This is a genomic window from Erwinia tracheiphila (assembly GCF_021365465.1).
In the GTDB taxonomy this organism is placed as follows: Bacteria; Pseudomonadota; Gammaproteobacteria; order Enterobacterales; family Enterobacteriaceae; genus Erwinia; species Erwinia tracheiphila.
Genome location: NZ_CP089932.1, coordinates 1 through 17098 on the forward strand (window position 1 = coordinate 1; position 17098 = coordinate 17098).

At 50.8% G+C, this 17098-nt stretch carries 15 protein-coding genes and 2 pseudogenes; 8 read left to right on the top strand and 9 right to left on the bottom strand.

Going from position 1 to position 17098, the window contains the following annotated elements:
• The 4 genes from dnaA (at position 1) to gyrB (ending at position 6158) form a co-directional block, all read left to right on the top strand.
• Positions 1 to 1392 (top strand): chromosomal replication initiator protein DnaA, encoded by a 1392-nt coding sequence (gene dnaA / locus LU633_RS00005; RefSeq protein WP_016192425.1) that lies wholly within the window; start codon positions 1 to 3, stop codon positions 1390 to 1392.
• Positions 1393 to 1396: 4 nt separating this feature from the next.
• Complete coding sequence (dnaN, locus tag LU633_RS00010; RefSeq protein ID WP_016192426.1) at positions 1397 to 2497, top strand: DNA polymerase III subunit beta; 1101 nt, start codon at positions 1397 to 1399, stop codon at positions 2495 to 2497.
• A gap of 151 nt (positions 2498 to 2648) precedes the next feature.
• Positions 2649 to 3734: a DNA replication/repair protein RecF gene (recF, locus tag LU633_RS00015; RefSeq protein ID WP_016192427.1), complete on the top strand. Its 1086-nt coding sequence runs from the start codon at positions 2649 to 2651 to the stop codon at positions 3732 to 3734.
• An 18-nt stretch (positions 3735 to 3752) separates the two neighbouring features.
• Positions 3753 to 6158 carry a DNA topoisomerase (ATP-hydrolyzing) subunit B gene (gene gyrB, locus LU633_RS00020; protein ID WP_016192428.1) on the top strand — a complete coding sequence of 802 codons (2406 nt, stop codon included), beginning with the start codon at positions 3753 to 3755 and terminating at the stop codon, positions 6156 to 6158.
• Positions 6159 to 6422: 264 nt separating this feature from the next.
• On the opposite strand, the gene LU633_RS00025 is transcribed toward gyrB, so the two are convergent.
• Positions 6423 to 7019 carry a helix-turn-helix domain-containing protein gene (locus LU633_RS00025; RefSeq protein WP_157275262.1) on the bottom strand — a complete coding sequence of 199 codons (597 nt, stop codon included), beginning with the start codon at positions 7017 to 7019 and terminating at the stop codon, positions 6423 to 6425.
• A 322-nt stretch (positions 7020 to 7341) separates the two neighbouring features.
• Here LU633_RS00025 and yidA point away from each other — a divergent pair, with 322 nt between their 5' ends.
• Together yidA and LU633_RS00035 are read left to right on the top strand one after the other, a co-directional pair.
• Entirely contained in the window at positions 7342 to 8151 is an 810-nt protein-coding gene (gene yidA, locus LU633_RS00030) for a sugar-phosphatase (RefSeq protein ID WP_016192430.1), read from the top strand.
• A 109-nt stretch (positions 8152 to 8260) separates the two neighbouring features.
• Positions 8261 to 9532: a DUF3748 domain-containing protein gene (locus LU633_RS00035; RefSeq protein ID WP_016192431.1), complete on the top strand. Its 1272-nt coding sequence runs from the start codon at positions 8261 to 8263 to the stop codon at positions 9530 to 9532.
• Here LU633_RS00035 and LU633_RS00040 read toward each other — a convergent pair.
• Positions 9529 to 9900: a YceK/YidQ family lipoprotein gene (locus LU633_RS00040; protein ID WP_016192432.1), complete on the bottom strand. Its 372-nt coding sequence runs from the start codon at positions 9898 to 9900 to the stop codon at positions 9529 to 9531. The genes LU633_RS00035 and LU633_RS00040 overlap by 4 nt on opposite strands.
• 299 nt (positions 9901 to 10199) lie before the next feature.
• Between LU633_RS00040 and ibpA the strand changes: the two genes are divergently transcribed.
• Positions 10200 to 10616 carry a small heat shock chaperone IbpA gene (ibpA, locus tag LU633_RS00045; protein WP_016192433.1) on the top strand — a complete coding sequence of 139 codons (417 nt, stop codon included), beginning with the start codon at positions 10200 to 10202 and terminating at the stop codon, positions 10614 to 10616.
• A 127-nt stretch (positions 10617 to 10743) separates the two neighbouring features.
• Here ibpA and LU633_RS00050 read toward each other — a convergent pair whose 3' ends face one another.
• Together LU633_RS00050 and LU633_RS00055 are read right to left on the bottom strand one after the other, a co-directional pair.
• On the bottom strand, positions 10744 to 10977 hold the full coding sequence (locus LU633_RS00050) for a hypothetical protein (RefSeq protein WP_016192434.1): 234 nt from the start codon (positions 10975 to 10977) through the stop codon (positions 10744 to 10746).
• A 40-nt stretch (positions 10978 to 11017) separates the two neighbouring features.
• Positions 11018 to 12268 (bottom strand): valine--pyruvate transaminase, encoded by a 1251-nt coding sequence (locus tag LU633_RS00055; protein WP_016192435.1) that lies wholly within the window; start codon positions 12266 to 12268, stop codon positions 11018 to 11020.
• Between the two features lie 352 nt (positions 12269 to 12620).
• Here LU633_RS00055 and kduD point away from each other — a divergent pair, with 352 nt between their 5' ends.
• A complete protein-coding gene (gene kduD / locus LU633_RS00060; protein ID WP_016192436.1) occupies positions 12621 to 13382 on the top strand; it encodes a 2-dehydro-3-deoxy-D-gluconate 5-dehydrogenase KduD in 762 nt (253 codons plus the stop codon).
• A 90-nt stretch (positions 13383 to 13472) separates the two neighbouring features.
• Here kduD and LU633_RS00065 read toward each other — a convergent pair.
• The 5 genes and pseudogenes from LU633_RS00065 to LU633_RS00085 form a co-directional block, all read right to left on the bottom strand.
• Positions 13473 to 14210, bottom strand: a pseudogene (locus LU633_RS00065) (NAD(P)-dependent oxidoreductase); the annotation flags it as partial.
• Positions 14164 to 14787, bottom strand: coding sequence for a hypothetical protein (locus LU633_RS00070; RefSeq protein ID WP_016192438.1), 624 nt, complete (start codon positions 14785 to 14787; stop codon positions 14164 to 14166). The pseudogene LU633_RS00065 and the gene LU633_RS00070, both read right to left, overlap by 47 nt.
• Positions 14788 to 14930: 143 nt before the next feature.
• Positions 14931 to 15386 (bottom strand): annotated as a pseudogene (locus LU633_RS00075) (substrate-binding domain-containing protein); the annotation flags it as partial.
• A 151-nt stretch (positions 15387 to 15537) separates the two neighbouring features.
• The gene (locus LU633_RS00080; RefSeq protein WP_046371879.1) at positions 15538 to 16752 is read right to left on the bottom strand and encodes an IS91 family transposase; all 1215 of its coding nucleotides are present in this window, start codon (positions 16750 to 16752) and stop codon (positions 15538 to 15540) included.
• A gap of 8 nt (positions 16753 to 16760) precedes the next feature.
• The gene (locus LU633_RS00085; RefSeq protein ID WP_052734695.1) at positions 16761 to 17096 is read right to left on the bottom strand and encodes a hypothetical protein; all 336 of its coding nucleotides are present in this window, start codon (positions 17094 to 17096) and stop codon (positions 16761 to 16763) included.
• Positions 17097 to 17098 lie beyond the last annotated feature (2 nt).

The window sequence follows — 17098 nt, forward strand, 5'->3', positions numbered from 1 at the left end:
GTGTCACTTACGCTTTGGCAACAGTGTCTTGCCCGTTTGCAGGATGAACTACCTGCCACAGAATTCAGCATGTGGATACGTCCATTACAGGCTGAATTGAACGATAATACGCTGGCCCTGTATGCACCAAATCGCTTTGTGCTCGATTGGGTCCGTGATAAATATCTCAATAATATTAATGTGTTGCTAAATGATTTTTGCGGGGCTGATACGCCGCTATTGCGTTTTGAAGTGGGCAGTAAACCGATCACGCGCCAGATAAGCCAGCCGGTTGTGGTCGGCGTGCACGCTAACGCACCCGCAGTGGATGTCCGCCCCGCGCCTTTGCGTCCAAGCTGGGACAACCTGCCTGCACCAGCGGAGCTTTCCTATCGATCAAACGTTAATACCAAACATAATTTCGATAATTTTGTGGAAGGTAAATCTAACCAGCTGGCTCGCGCGGCAGCCCGTCAGGTTGCGGATAACCCTGGTAGCGCCTATAACCCTCTGTTCCTTTATGGGGGCACGGGGTTGGGAAAAACCCATCTGCTGCATGCGGTGGGCAATGGTATTATGGCGCGTAAGCCAAATGCTAAAGTGGTTTACATGCACTCAGAGCGTTTCGTTCAGGATATGGTGAAAGCGCTGCAAAATAATGCCATTGAAGAATTTAAGCGCTATTACCGCTCAGTGGATGCGTTACTGATCGATGACATTCAGTTCTTTGCTAATAAGGAACGATCCCAGGAAGAGTTTTTCCACACCTTTAATGCGCTGCTGGAAGGCAATCAGCAGATCATTCTGACTTCGGATCGTTACCCAAAAGAGATCAACGGGGTTGAGGATCGCCTGAAGTCCCGCTTTGGCTGGGGCCTGACGGTTGCCATCGAGCCGCCGGAGTTGGAAACCCGCGTGGCAATTCTGATGAAAAAAGCCGATGAAAACGATATTCGTTTGCCGGGTGAGGTGGCGTTCTTTATTGCCAAACGTCTGCGTTCTAACGTTCGCGAACTGGAAGGGGCGCTGAACCGGGTTATTGCCAACGCCAATTTTACCGGCCGCGCGATCACCATTGATTTTGTTCGGGAAGCACTACGCGACCTGCTGGCGTTACAGGAAAAGCTGGTCACTATCGATAACATTCAGAAAACGGTCGCTGAGTATTACAAAATCAAAGTGGCTGACCTGCTCTCCAAACGCCGTTCGCGGTCTGTCGCCCGACCACGCCAGATGGCGATGGCGATGGCAAAAGAGCTGACCAACCACAGCTTGCCGGAAATCGGCGATGCTTTCGGGGGTCGTGACCATACCACCGTGCTGCATGCCTGTCGTAAAATTGAGCAGCTGCGTGAAGAAAGTCACGATATTAAAGAAGATTTTTCAAATCTAATCAGAACATTATCCTCCTGACGCTATGAAATTTATTGTAGAACGTGAGCATTTACTTAAGCCGTTACAGCAGGTCAGCAGCCCGTTGGGTGGCCGCCCGACCTTGCCTATCCTTGGCAACCTGCTGTTACAGGTTAATGAAGGGAGTCTTCTGCTTACCGGCACTGATTTGGAAATGGAAATGGTTGCCCGCGTTGCTTTGACGCAGGATCACCAGCCGGGTGCGACCACCGTTCCGGCGCGTAAGTTTTTTGATATCTGCCGTGGACTGCCGGAAGGGGCTGATATCACCGTTGCCCTTGAAGGCGAAAGAATGCTGGTGCGTTCAGGCCGCAGTCGTTTTTCTCTTTCGACGCTGCCGGCCAGTGACTTTCCGAACCTCGATGACTGGCAGAGCGAAGTGGAATTTACCTTGCCGCAGGCGACCATGAAGCGTCTTATTGAGGCGACGCAATTCTCCATGGCACATCAGGACGTTCGCTACTATCTGAACGGCATGCTGTTCGAAACCGAAGGCGAAGAGTTACGCACCGTGGCCACAGACGGACATCGCCTGGCAGTATGTTCCATGTCGGTGGGGCAGTCACTTCCCAGTCATTGTGTTATTGTGCCGCGCAAAGGCGTGATTGAACTGGTGCGTTTACTGGACGGTGGGGATACGCCGCTGCGAGTGCAGATTGGCAGTAACAATATTCGCGCGCACGTTGGTGATTTTATTTTCACATCGAAGCTGGTTGACGGTCGTTTCCCTGATTATCGCCGCGTCTTGCCGAAAAACCCCGATAAAACCCTGGGTGCCAGTTGTGATCTGCTCAAACAGGCGTTCTCCCGCGCGGCGATCCTCTCTAATGAGAAATTCCGCGGCGTTCGCCTCTATATCAGCAAAAATCAGTTAAAAATCACGGCAAATAATCCAGAGCAGGAAGAAGCGGAAGAGATTCTGGATGTATCCTATGATGGCACCGATTTGGAAATTGGTTTCAATGTCAGCTACGTGCTGGACGTGCTCAATGCCCTGAAAACCGAGAATGTCAGGCTGCTGCTGACCGATTCTGTCTCCAGCGTGCAGATTGAAGATGCTGCAAGCCAACATGCTGCCTATGTAGTTATGCCGATGCGCTTATAGTTTATTGGTTCGCTATCCTGCGGTTTGACGCGTACAAAACCCTTACCTACAGGGGTATTTGTGCAAAGAAAGCGCCGGGATAGCCGTGCTGCATGCTAAAAAATCAAAGGTGCTATCATCCGATCCCCCTGTTCTCGGAAACATTTTCTTTATGGCCTTAACCCGCCTTCTCATTAAAGATTTTCGTAACATCGAAAATGCGGATCTTGCGCTGGCACCGGGATTTAACTTTCTGGTCGGTGCCAATGGCAGCGGCAAAACCAGCGTGCTGGAGGCGATTTATACGCTGGGCCATGGTCGGGCTTTTCGCAGTCTTCAGGCGGGCAGGGTCATTCGTCATGACCAGAATGCGTTTATTCTGCATGGACGTATTGAAGGTGCAGAGCGTGACGTTTCTGTGGGGCTCACGAAAAACCGCGCGGGTGACAGCAAAGTGCGTATTGCGGGTAGTGACGGGCATAAAGTGGCTGAACTGGCACAGATGCTACCGATGCAGCTGATTACCCCGGAAGGATTCAGCCTGCTGAATGGCGGACCAAAATATCGCCGTGCTTACATTGACTGGGGCTGTTTTCACAATGAATCAGGTTTTTTTAACGCATGGAGCAATCTCCGTCGCTTGCTGAAACAGCGCAATGCCGCGCTGCGTCAGGTTTCACGTTATCAGCAAATCCGCGCCTGGGACCTGGAGTTAGCTCCGCTGGCTGAACAGCTGAGTCGCTGGCGTGCTGCATACAGTGAGGCCATTGCGGCGGATATCAGTGATACCTGCGCCCATTTTTTACCGGAGTTTGCGTTAAATTTCTCTTTTCAGCGCGGCTGGGATAAAGAAACTGACTATGCCGAACTCCTTGAGCGTCAGTTCGAGCGGGACAGGGCCTTGACGTATACGGCCAGCGGCCCTCACAAGGCAGATTTTCGTATTCGTGCTGACGGTACGCCGGTAGAAGATTTGCTGTCACGCGGCCAGTTGAAGCTGTTGATGTGCGCCCTGAGACTGGCTCAGGGTGAGTTTCTGACACGACAGAACGGGCGTCGTTGCCTGTATCTGATAGATGATTTTGCCTCTGAGCTGGATGAAACGCGTCGTCAACTGTTGGCCTCGCGGTTAAAAGCCACTCATGCCCAGGTTTTTGTCAGCGCAATTGATGCCGGGCACGTGTTCGACATGTCTGATGAAAAGGGCAAGATGTTCCACGTAGAACAGGGTAAAATAGCCGTTCAACCTGAAGATTAAAACGAGTGAGAAACGTTGATGTCGAATTATGACTCCTCAAGTATCAAAGTTCTGAAAGGGCTGGATGCGGTACGCAAGCGCCCGGGTATGTACATCGGTGATACGGACGACGGCACCGGTCTGCATCACATGGTATTCGAGGTCGTGGATAATGCCATTGACGAAGCACTCGCCGGTCACTGTAAAGATATTATTGTTACCATTCACGCAGATAACTCTGTTTCTGTCCAGGATGATGGCCGTGGTATTCCGACCGGCATCCATGAAGAAGAAGGCGTTTCAGCGGCTGAAGTGATCATGACTGTGCTGCATGCAGGCGGTAAGTTTGATGATAACTCCTACAAGGTATCCGGCGGTTTGCACGGCGTGGGCGTGTCGGTGGTGAATGCACTTTCGGAAAAACTTGAGCTGACCATTCGTCGTGAAGGGAAAGTACACCAGCAAATTTATGCGCATGGCGTGCCACAGGCTCCTCTGGGCGTAACGGGCGAAACCGATTTGACCGGCACGCGCGTGCGTTTCTGGCCAAGTCATGAGACTTTCACCAACGTTACTGATTTCGAATATGAAATTTTGGCTAAACGCCTGCGCGAACTGTCATTTCTGAACTCCGGCGTCTCCATCAAGCTTGAAGACAAACGTGACGACAAAAAAGATCACTATCACTACGAAGGGGGTATCAAGGCATTTGTTGAATACCTGAATCGTAATAAAACCCCTATTCACCCTAACGTCTTCTATTTCTCCACGGAAAAAGACGGTATTGGTGTGGAAGTGGCCTTACAGTGGAATGACGGTTTTCAGGAAAATATTTACTGCTTTACCAACAATATTCCCCAGCGTGACGGCGGTACACACCTGGCCGGTTTCCGCGCGGCAATGACCCGCACGCTGAATGCCTATATGGACAAAGAAGGCTATAGCAAAAAGGCCAAAGTGAGCGCGACCGGTGACGATGCGCGTGAAGGTCTGATTGCCGTGGTATCGGTTAAGGTACCGGACCCGAAATTCTCCTCGCAGACAAAAGATAAGCTGGTTTCATCCGAGGTGAAATCCGCAGTTGAACAGCAGATGAATGAGCTGCTGGCAGAATATCTGCTGGAAAATCCCGGTGATGCAAAAACGGTGGTGGGTAAAATTATCGATGCCGCCCGTGCTCGTGAAGCAGCCCGCCGCGCGCGTGAGATGACTCGCCGTAAAGGTGCTCTCGATCTGGCTGGCCTTCCAGGTAAGCTGGCCGACTGTCAGGAACGCGATCCGGCGCTGTCTGAAATTTACCTGGTGGAAGGTGACTCTGCAGGTGGTTCTGCCAAGCAGGGACGCAATCGTAAGAACCAGGCTATTCTACCGCTTAAAGGCAAAATCCTTAACGTTGAAAAAGCACGCTTCGATAAGATGCTCGCTTCTCAGGAAGTGGCAACGCTGATCACCGCGTTGGGCTGTGGTATTGGTCGGGATGAATATAATCCCGACAAATTGCGCTATCACAGCATCATCATCATGACCGATGCCGACGTCGATGGTTCACACATCCGTACGCTGCTGCTGACATTTTTTTACCGCCAGATGCCGGAAATTATTGAGCGTGGCCACGTTTTTATCGCTCAACCACCTTTATACAAAGTAAAAAAAGGCAAGCAGGAACAGTATATTAAAGATGGTGATGCGATGGACCAGTATCAAATCGCCATCGCGCTCGACGGTGCAACGCTGCATACCAACGCCGACGCGCCACCGCTGGGTGGCGAGCCACTGGAAAACTTGGTGGCAGAATTTAACAGTACCCGTAAGATGATCAAACGCATGGAGCGTCGTTACCCGGTTGCGCTGCTAAATGCATTAATTGACCATGCAACCCTGAGCGATCTTTCTGCAGAAGCCCCGGTCAGCAAGTGGATTAACGGACTGATTGTACAGCTGAATGAAAAGGAACAGCACGGCAGCTCTTATGTGGGTGTGGTGCGCGAGAATCGCGAGCTGAATATTTTCGAACCTGTCGTACGTATTCGTACCCATGGCGTGGATACTGACTATGTACTGGACAGTGAGTTCGTGATGGGCGGTGAATACCGTAAGATTTGTGCGCTGGGCGAGAAACTTCGGGGTCTTATCGAAGAAGATGCATTTATTGAGCGTGGCGAGCGTCGCCAGCTGATCGCTTCTTTCGAGCAGGCCGTCGACTGGCTGGTAAAAGAGTCCCGTCGCGGTTTGTCGGTTCAGCGCTATAAAGGATTGGGTGAAATGAACCCGGACCAGCTGTGGGAAACCACTATGGACCCTGACAGCCGTCGTATGCTGCGCGTCACGGTTAAAGATGCTATCGCCGCCGACCAGCTGTTCACTACTTTAATGGGTGATGCCGTCGAGCCTCGTCGCGCCTTTATCGAAGAGAATGCGCTTAAAGCCGCAAATATTGATATTTAGTGTATTTCTGTGACAGCGAGTGATTGTCACAACATAAAAAACCGGAGTCAGTTAACTGCTCCGGTTTTTTTATCCCAATTTTGCGGGACGATCTTGCAAATTCGTTGAGCCGTTTAGCATAGTCAGGAAATTATAAGAACCCGTCATTAAAAGGAAAGAAGAATTATTTGGTTAAGAAATAAAAGCCGTTTAAATAAACCTTTCTGTTATGCAGGTATTAGAAATTTTAGTAATAAATTAACAATCATCTTACCGCAGGATTAATTAGCGTTGAATGACGCCTTTCAGCGTATATTGATAAAACTCACTGTTATTTTTCATGCCAAGCTTACGCATTATTGCCCGTTTGTGAGTGCTGATGGTTTTTACGCTTAAACTGGTACGGCGAGATATATCAGTCAGCGATAACCCTTCACGCGTATATTGCACCACCATCGCCTGTTGTTTACTAAGCGTAATATCAGCATTCTTTTTACACCCTTCTTTCTCCAGGGGCATTGGTAAGTAAACCGGCGAACTGCCATTTCTGAAAAGCTGCTGCAACTTTTTGGCAGCCTCATATTTTTCAAAACGTAACGCATGCTCAAGGCATAACCGCCCCGGTTCTGCCTGACAGAGCGTTGCCAGATTGAGTAAGACATGACGGTTAATCCTTTCACAGCTTTTAGCGACATGCCTGCCAACATTCTTTATATGAAAAATATCAGAAATGATGACATCCGGCTGAAACGGTAAGCGTTTTTTATCGTCAATCAGATAAACAGGATGGTTTGCTAAATGGGGTGAAAACCATGACTGATTAATTAAACTAATGACTCCTGTAATAAAATAGTTATCTTCGCTAATGATCAATATATTCATTTTTCCTCCATGAATTTTGCCACTGTTAATGCTGGTAAACCTGTTCATCTGGAATCAGCAACAGATAATGCTGCAATGACTTTTAGTGATGCCAGTTATCATATTTACACCTGTTACTTTACGCATAAATTTATATCTGGCACCACTTTTTAATAGGATAATTTTGACCTGAATCTGATTTAGATAAGTTTTAAATCAATAATAATTTCTCAATTAACATATCGAAAACATTGAGGGTAAATTACTTCGGGTTTTAATCGTGCTGGTCAGTGTTAGTTGAATCGCGTTAGCATGAAGCGTACCCCGAACTGACGAGGATTGTATGGCGATAAAACTGATAGCAATTGATATGGACGGTACGCTGTTGAATCCGCAACATGAAGTGACGGCTGGCGTTAAAGAAGCGATTCGTGCAGCCCTTGATAAAGGAGTGTCCATTGTGCTGGCGACCGGGCGTCCGTTTATTGGCGTGCAACGTTACCTGATGGAGCTTGATCTGGAGCATAAGGGGCAATATTGCATTACCAATAATGGTGCATTAGTTCAGCTGGCGGCAAGTGGCGATTGTGTGGCTGAAGTCACCCTTGATTATGACGATTATCGCTATTTTGAGCAGCTATCCCGCGATCTGGGCGTACATTTTCAGGCACTGACAAAATCATTGCTGTTTACCGCCAATAAAGATATTAGCGAGTATACCGTGCATGAATCTTTCCTGACCGGCATCCCATTACGCTTTCGTACGGTGGAAGAGATGGATAAATCGGCCACTTTTCCGAAAGTAATGATGATCGATTCACCTGAAATATTAAATGATGCTATCAAACGAATTCCTCAGGATGCTCATGATCGTTACACCATTATGAAAAGCTCGCCTTATTATCTGGAGATTCTTCACAGGCAGGTCAATAAAGGTGCGGGCGTTAAAATGCTGTCCGAACGTCTGGGGCTGGTGCGTGAAGAGGTGATGGCGATTGGCGATCAGGAAAACGATCTGGCCATGCTGGATTTTGCTGGCACAGGGGTGGCGATGGGAAATGGTATTGCGTCCGTTAAATCTGTTGCGCAGTTTGTCACCAAAACCAATCAGGAAGACGGCGTTGCGTACGCTATTGAGAGGTTTGTGCTGTAAATAAGCACGCCAGCGGCGCTGGATTAACGCGTTATCTGCTCTCTCAGTGAGTATCGCAATGCCATTGAATGCATTACCCTTGGCAGGAAACACCGCCAGAGGTAAAACCATGACCGAATGCCAGTTAACTTTCGACACTCGTAACCATCAGCTAACGAACATTAATATCTGGACGGCAGACAGCCGCTGGCTGGTTTATGACGTGCGTTCCGATACGGCGACGTTTGATGGGTTAACTGTTGAGCGAGTCAATCTCAGTGGTCAGACCGACGTTATCTATCAGGCACATGAAGATGCGCATATTGGCGTAGTGACCACCAGCCCTGATATGCCACCGCGTTATGTCTTTATCCATGGCCCGGAGCACCCTGACGCGCACTGGCACTATGACTTTCATCATCGCCGTGGCGTTATTGTGCAAAATGGTCTGGCGAAGAATATGGATGCCTGTGATATCACGCCGCCTTTTACCGTCGGTGCTTTGCGCGGTGGCTCGCATGTTCACGTTTTCAGCCCGGATGGTTCACGGCTGAGTTTTACCTATAACGACCACGTTATGCATCAGCTGGCGGCGGAAGAAGATCGGCGTAACGTTGGCGTAGCGGTGCCGCTTCGCTCGGTTTGCCCGCCCAAAATTCATCCACGCGAGTACGACGGCAGCTATTTTTGTGTGCTGGTGAGCCAGACGAACCGATCGCCGTTGCCTGGCAGTGACGAAATTGTCCGCGCTTTCGAAGAAGGTTGGGTAGGAAATGAAGGCTATCTGAAAAAAGAGGGCAGTCGACAGCGTTGGGCGCTGGCCTTTATTGGTGAGACGTTGAGCCTTCTCGGTGAAAAAGTCCCTGAGGTTTTTATTGTCGATTTACCCGAAAAGTTGACGGATTATGCACGCCGGGGGGACCAGCCTATTGAGGGCACGCTGTATTCACTTCCCGCGCCGCCAGCAGGGGTCAAACAGCGCAGACTGACTTTTACTCACCAGCGGGCCTTTCCCGGCGTCGCACTCACGCCTCGCCACTGGTTACGGAGTTCGCCAGATGGAAGTTCAATTGCCTTTTTGATGAAAGATGATGCGGGTGTAGCCCAGCTTTGGACAGTGGCGCCGACAGGGGGCCAACCCCGTCAGGTAAGCCAGGCAGCGACGGATATTCAGTCGGCGTTTAGCTGGCACCCGGATGGTCAGTCAGTGGCATTAATTAACGACAACAGCGTGATGCTTTGTGACATCCGCAGCGGGAAAATGAGGCGGCTGACCGTGCGGAGCAGCGAGCCGCCCGTTGGCGATGCGGTGGTGTGTTCACCTGACGGAAAATATGTTGCCTATCTGCGGCATGTTGAAGGCTTCCGGCAAATCTTCATTGCAAAGACAGTGGAAAATTAGCGCTGTCCCGGTGGGGTGCTGTGTGGCGGTGCGGCTTCTGACAGGCTTTCATCGGTATGATTAAGCTGTTCACTGCGCCGCACGCGCTCATGGGGGGAATCCAGTGCCTTATCACTCCCTGCGCGATAATAATCCCAGGGGAGCAGCAGTGTGTCCATCACGGCTGAAAAGGGCAAATCAATAGCAGCCAGCGGGCGCATCACCCAGCCACTGTTACTGTCAGCAATAATTTTGGCGCTGGCCCGGGTGCCTGAATAATAGCCCTGATCTGGTCCGGAATGGGACATAAAGCTGGAGCAACCACTGGTACCCGCCAGCGCGAGGCCAGCCAGAATGCCAGTAAAGTAACAGGTTTTCATTGCTATCATATTTTCATTCCTTCGGTAACAGCAGGGCCAGCCTGATTTTTTCTTACGGTATGCATAAAAGCTGTGCTTGCCTTGTCAGCATACCCACCCGGCACCGATGATTTTCTCCAGAGTGTATGTCATTCATCGCATGTCGGTTGAAAAAATTGCATCAGCGGTGCTTGAAAGTCCGTTTTCTGGCTCCATTTTGATATCAGGTCACACAGATGTACGCCGACAGGGTACAGCTCGTTGACCACCGGCCTGTCATGAAAGGAAGGCTTTAACCATCCATCTTGCTGATTATCAGGAGTAGTGAAATGCGTAATTTTGATCTTGCCCCACTTTATCGTTCCTCTATTGGTTTTGATCGTCTGATTAACCTGCTTGAGTCCAACCAGAGTCAGAGTAATGGCGGTTATCCTCCCTACAATGTTGAGTTGGTTGCAGAAAACTACTACCGCATAACCATTGCCGTTGCCGGGTTTGCACAAAGTGAACTGGATATTACCTCTCACGACAATATGCTCACCGTCCGGGGTGCTCATCCTGAAGAACAGCAGGAAAAAACCTACCTCTATCAGGGGATTGCAGAGCGCAACTTTGAGCGTAAGTTTCAGCTGGCTGAACATGTCAACGTTCGTGATGCCAGGCTTGAAAATGGTTTGCTTTATATTGACCTTGAACGCGTGGTTCCTGAAGCGAATAAACCTCGCCGCATTGAGATCGTCAAATAAGCCCTCTCTGACGAGTCAATAACGACTGGCCCCATGTAACCGCATGGGGTTTTGCTTTTTAAGGTATCAACTCGCTCCAGGCGTTGCACCAGATATCCTCTTAACCCTGTTTTATCTGCAAGCGACTTTATTCCGTCAGTTTCAGCATTTTTTTAGTCAAAACACCTTTTGGACAATATTTCAGCGCTAATACGTGGTCAGCAGCTTGTGGAAACGATCGCTGCTGCCAGGCAGCAAAGTCTGAAAGCGTTGCATGAGAAAATGCCGTCACGGTATACTGTCGCCCTGCCCCTGCCAGTTCTTTGAAAGGCTGAATAGTCCTGTTACGCCTGCGCTGAATCGTGCGCTTCTGAGCTGCCATGACGGTTTAGAAAGCACAATGCTTTTAGCAAAAACCTGTTTCAGCCTTGCTGATGTGCGCGTTCAATCTCTTCGGCCAGAATAGCCACGCCACGTTCAATCTTTTCGCTGTCAGGAACATAATTCATGCGCATACATTGGTGTGCATGCGCCCACTCCTGTGCCAGCCCTGGAAAAAAGAAATGACCCGGCACCATCAGTACACCGCGTTTTTTGAGACGCTGATAAAGCACTTCTGTTGTAATCGGCAGGTCTTTAAACCAGAGCCAAAGGAAAATAGCGCCTTCGGGCTTATGAATCAGACAGCGGTCGGCAGATAAATAGCGACGAATAACCACAATAGTCTGATTAACCCGCTGTTGATAAAACGGCTTAATCACTTGCCCGGACAGCCGTAGCAAATCGCCGCGCTCAATCATCTCGTTGGCGATAGCCGGGCCAATACTACCGGGAGCAAGGCTAATAATGCCATTCATATTGCCAATAGCAGATATGACCTTTTCATCAGCAATAATAATGCCGCAGCGTGACCCCGGTAGCCCCAGTTTGGAGAGGCTCATACACAGGATAATGTTTGGATTCCACAGTGGACGCGCCTCAGTGAAAATAATGCCGGGAAAGGGCACGCCATAGGCATTGTCGATAAGCAATGGCACCTGATGCTGTTGAGCCAGCGAATCCAGTTTGATCAGTTCGTCATCGGTAATAACATTACCCGTTGGATTGGTCGGCCGTGAGACGCAAATCAGCCCGGTATCATCGGTGATGTCCAGGTGCTCGAAATCGACGTGATATTTAAACTGGCCTTCAGGCAGCATTTTGATATTGGGCCTGACGGAAACAAACAGTTCCTCATCCAGTCCGGCATCGGCATAGCCAAGATATTCCGGTGCCAGCGGGAACAGGACACGCTTTTTGCTGCCATCGGCCCGGCGCCCGGCATATAAATTAAAGAGGTAGAAAAACGCGCTTTGGCTGCCATTGGTCAGCGCAATATTTTGCGGGCTAATGTGCCAGCCCAGTTCGTTATGCAACAGCGCAGCCAGCGACGTCAGTAGCGTACTTTTCCCGCGCGGGCCGTCATAGTTACACAATGCCTCGGTTAAGGTGCCCCTGTTGTGCATCTCCTGCAACAGTTGCTGAAAATAGTCATGCATTGCCGGAATTTGTGCGGGATTACCGCCGCCCAGCATGACGGCATCCGGCGTGCGCAGCCCTTCACTCATATCTTCCATCAGGCGCGCAATACCTGAATGGCGTGTAAATTTGTCACCGAAGGCGGAAAAATTCATGGCGTGTAAACTGTTTGTTATATGAAAAAGGGAGTTCACCTTAACGTCAGTCACGACATGATGCAATCCACTGACATGATGTGCCGATCTTTGCTCATTGGAAGTGAGCGGCCCCTGTCAGGGCAATCTTATATGGTATCACCCGACGGCATGTGAGCGCTGACCAAATAAAAAATCATGTAAAATCTAGATGATATAAATGAAAAGGCGTTTCTTTTTAAAAGGAATGATTTTTCTAAAAATAAATTTGTACGATAGCGATCACAGTTATCGCCGATCTCACCCGGTTATAGTATCTCGCCGAAAAAGAACTGCATGAGGCAGTCTCTAAGGGATTCCAGAGGGCATTGAGATGATTTTGAACGCATTTGAACTAAACGGAAAAGTGGCGATGGTAACGGGTTGTGATACCGGCCTGGGGCAGGGCATGGCGCTGGGGCTGGCCGAAGCGGGCTGTGATATTGTTGGTGTCAATATTGTTGAACCACGAGAAACCATCGAAAAAATCACGGTTCTGGGCCGCCGTTTCCTTAGCCTGACTGCTGATTTGGGCAATATCGACTGTATTACTAGCCTGCTCACTGACGCGCTGGCTGCGTTTGGCAGGATAGATATCCTGGTTAACAATGCCGGTATTATCCGCCGTGAAGATGCGATCAATTTCAGCGAAAAAGACTGGGATGATGTGATGAACCTGAATATCAAATCGGTCTTTTTTATGTCGCAGGCCGTTGCCCGTCAGTTTATTAAGCAGGGCCACGGTGGGAAAATTATCAATATTGCGTCCATGCTCTCTTATCAGGGCGGCATCCGCGTCCCTTCCTACACAGCATCCAAAAGTGCAGTGATGGGAGTAACCCGTTTGCTGGCTAACGAATGGGCTAAACACGGCATAAATGTGAACGCTATCGCGCCAGGGTACATGGCGACCAACAATACGCAAATGCTGAGGGCGGATGAAAAACGCAATGAGGAGATTCTGGAACGTATTCCGGCGGCACGCTGGGGCCTGCCTGACGATCTTAAAGGGCCAGCGGTATTCCTGGCGTCCTCTGCGTCAGATTATATCAATGGATATACGCTTGCTGTTGATGGTGGCTGGCTGGCACGTTAAACGCCCAAATGGCCACCAAAGTTGGGTGGCTGTATCCTTTTCTGGTAAGACAGCAAATCAGGTGGCTATAAAGACAGCGTTGCACCTGAATCACCCGCCACGCTGTTTTGAACGTTGAGCCAGCACTTGTGGATTCACGCAATTTTTCTGTACGTTGCCACTCAACGTGGCAATCAGATTATCGACAGCATCTCTGGCCATCCCGTGGCGAGTTTCCTGGGTGGCAGAACCGATATGAGGCAGCGCCACCACGTTCGGCATGGTTAACAGCGGAGAGGATGTCGGTAACAGCTCTTTTTCAAACACATCCAGCCCGGCGGCATATAAAGCTTTCTGCTGCAGAGCGCTAATCAGCGCATCTTCATTCACCACCGGCCCGCGCCCGGCGTTTATCAGCATGGCAGACGGCTTCATTTTCGCCTTCGCCAGTTGCCCTTGTCCAGTCAGATGATGTGTTTCTGTCATTAGCGGCAGGCTGATGCACAAAAAATTGGATTCTCTCAGCAGCGTATCGAGTTCACATCGGGTGGCATGAAAGCGTTGTTCAGCATCCTGATGCTGATGACGTGCATGGTAAAGAATCTGCATGCTGAAACCAAAATGCGCGCGTTGCGCCAGTGCCAGCCCAATGCTGCCCATCCCGAGGATCCCCATCTTTTTGTGATGGACATCGATACCGAACCCGTTGTTGGGGATACTGTTCTGCCATTCGCTGTCTTTCACCCTTTGTGCCACTTCAACGACGCGGCGTGCGCTGGCTAACACCAGCGCTATCATGGTGTCAGCAACGTTTTCCGTTAGCACGATTGGCGTATGCATTAACAGCACACCAGCCTTTTTCTGTTGTTACGGCAGCCAACGGAGTCAGATGCCGGGCGGCCTCCAGAGGATTTTCATCCACCCACAACCAGTTCCCGGTGTTGAAAGTCATTCGGGTATCGGCCTGCGGGCCTGCATTATCGTGAAAGTAGCGCGCCATGGGTGCCAGTTTGCCAAAGTGAGTCTGATCGTTTTCAACGAGAATCGTAAGCGGTAGCGCGGCAAGCTCCTTACGCAATAATGAGTAATCCCTGTCGTGACGAAAGCCACCCAGAGAATATTTCAGACCCCTGGCGCTTAACTGCTGCGCCTCGACAAGATGTCGGTTAAGGTGAGGATTGGGTTCCCCTTGTAGGGTAAACAGCGCTTCTGGCATGGAATAAAAAGCCTGTAGCCCGGCCAGCAGAAACCACGTTGCCGGGCGCTGACAAGCTGTCCTTTTCTCCTTCCTGAGCAATTCCCTGCGAATCGCTACACCATCGGCACCCGCGGCGGCAATAATCGGTAAAAGCTCCTGCTGACCACCCAGGTTTTCGATTTGATCGCGACCATACGCTGCCGTCACCACAATCACCTCGTTTGTCATTGTGCTGTCCCGATTGGCTTTTTAATGATAAAAACCGTAGATGGGACCGGTTCTAAGATAAAGCAACGACGCTTTTTTTATGATTTCGCTTACGAAGTAACAGGAATACTCAGTTGAAGAGGGCGTCGTGCGACGCCAGTGAATCAGGATGGAAAACGGGTAGAGCCGCGAATGATTAGCTTACCGGAGAAAACCTGCTGTTTTGCTGGGGTGATATCACCATTAATGCGCTCGATGACCTTCTCAAGGGCGCTATAGCCAATTTGCCAGGTGGGCTGTTGCAACGTGGTAATGCCAACGCCAGCCAGTTCGGCCCATGCCAGCTCGTCAAAACCCAGCAGGCCAATCTGCCTGCCCCAGTCCAGACCGATACGTTTCATTGCGCGGGCGACCTGTAAAGTCAGCGCGCCGTTAACCACCATCACCGCGCAGCGCCGTTTGCGGTGGCGTTGATAAAAGTCCTGTAAAACCTGATCCAGTCCGTCTGCGTCAGCCAGCCTGACTTCGGCCTGTTCTGTGTAGCGTTCGGGGTATTTTGCCATTGTGGCCCGGAACGCATTGAGTCGGTCGTTTCGCGTGTTCACCTTGCCCAGTGGTTCATGGTTAGGAAACTGAATCATCGTTTTAAAAATTTCCTGACCATGAGCAGCAGTGTCTGTAATGCAGTAATGATGTGCCATCGGGAACGTTATGGTCATAAAATGGCATTTGCGGCGCGTTTTTAACCTGAAAGCTGTTTTTCAGACGCACTTATCCCGCAGTCTGTGCCAGAAGCCATCGTTTCCGGTCGATGTTATGCAGTCTTTCTGCCACCAACTCCGACGCGTGCCTCCCGGCCTGCGCACTGCTGAAGCGCAGTCGGTTGCCGCACAGAATGCATTTGTACGGATCCGTGCGCAGAAATTCTTTCATCAGCGCGGCGAAGCCGGGCTTCTCCGGTTTTTTCCGCGCTTCCATCTCCAGGGCTTCATACACCTTCGGCAGCAGGCTACCCCGTTTACGGTTTGATAAAAAACCGTAATAACGCACCATCTTAAAATGCTTCGCCGGGATATGGCTGATATAACGTCCGATCATATCTTCCTGCGTCAGCGTCTGCTGCCGGTACTGCTGCGTACGGTGGTCGTAATAGTGGTGCACCACCGCGCCGCCGCTGTAGTGCCTCAGCTTCGCCGCCGACACGGGGGGCCGTTTCAGGTACCGGCCCAGATATTTGACGCTCCGCCAGGCCCCCCGGGTCTTCTTCGCGAAGTGGACCTTCCAGCGGCGCCCGTACTGCGCCTGCAGATAGCGCAGCCACTGTTTTTTGTCGTGGATATGCCCCAGCCCCGGCAGCCTGCCGGGGTTAATCAGGTCATAGCTGTGGCGCAGCAGCCGGATGACGGCTCCGCGCCAGATTTCCTCCACGGCATGCTTTTTAAAGAAGAGGTCGCGCCATACGCCGTGTTTAATATCAAGCCCGCCGCGGGTGACGGAGAGATGAATGTGGGGATGCTGGTTGAGCTGGCGACCGTAGGTGTGCAGGGCGCAGAAGATACCGACTTCCACACCCTGTTTTCTGGCCCAGCGGAGCATGGCGCGGGTGGCTGCGCGGAACAGGGCATTGAGCAGAGGCCAGTTATTGTTGAAAAAGGGCCACAGCAGATGGGGCATGGTGAAGGTGATATGCTGCCAGTCGCAGTCGGGCAGAATTTGCTGTTGCTCTGTAATCCACTGCTCCGTGGCCTTATGTCCGCAGGAGCTGCAGCCTTTTGATTTACAGGTCTGGCAGAAGAAGCGGGTGTGGGTGCAGTCCGGGGAGGCGCAGCAGTATCGCTTCACCCCCATGGCAGCAGTGCCGCAGGCGAGCATGCGCTCGACGCAGAGTACGGTCCAGGGGCTGAGGGTGTCCCCGTGTTTATCCATATACCGGTTCCAGGCGTCATCAGTGGTGAACAGCAGTTTTGCCGGGCGCGGGATATACATGCGGCGGATTATCGCTCTGCAGTGGCACCGGTATTATAGTGCCAGTCGTCACAGTCATCGGCCCAGTTGTCGGTGTGTTTATCCCAGGGAGCGAAGGTCACCGGCAGCATGCCGGATTCTGTGGCGATAATAAACACATCGGCTGGCATGGACTCAAGGACGACATCGCCGTCGGGTGAGTCAGGCGGCTCAAAGCCGCGGATGATGCAGACGAGAGGCGGGTCGAAGTGTGTATCGAGGAAAAACTGTGGCCCCAGGTGGACACAGTGACGAATGGCATCCTGCGGAGTGTCGTAAAAAAACTCGTCGGGGTCGTCATAATCGCTCCGGGGCGGAATGGACACCA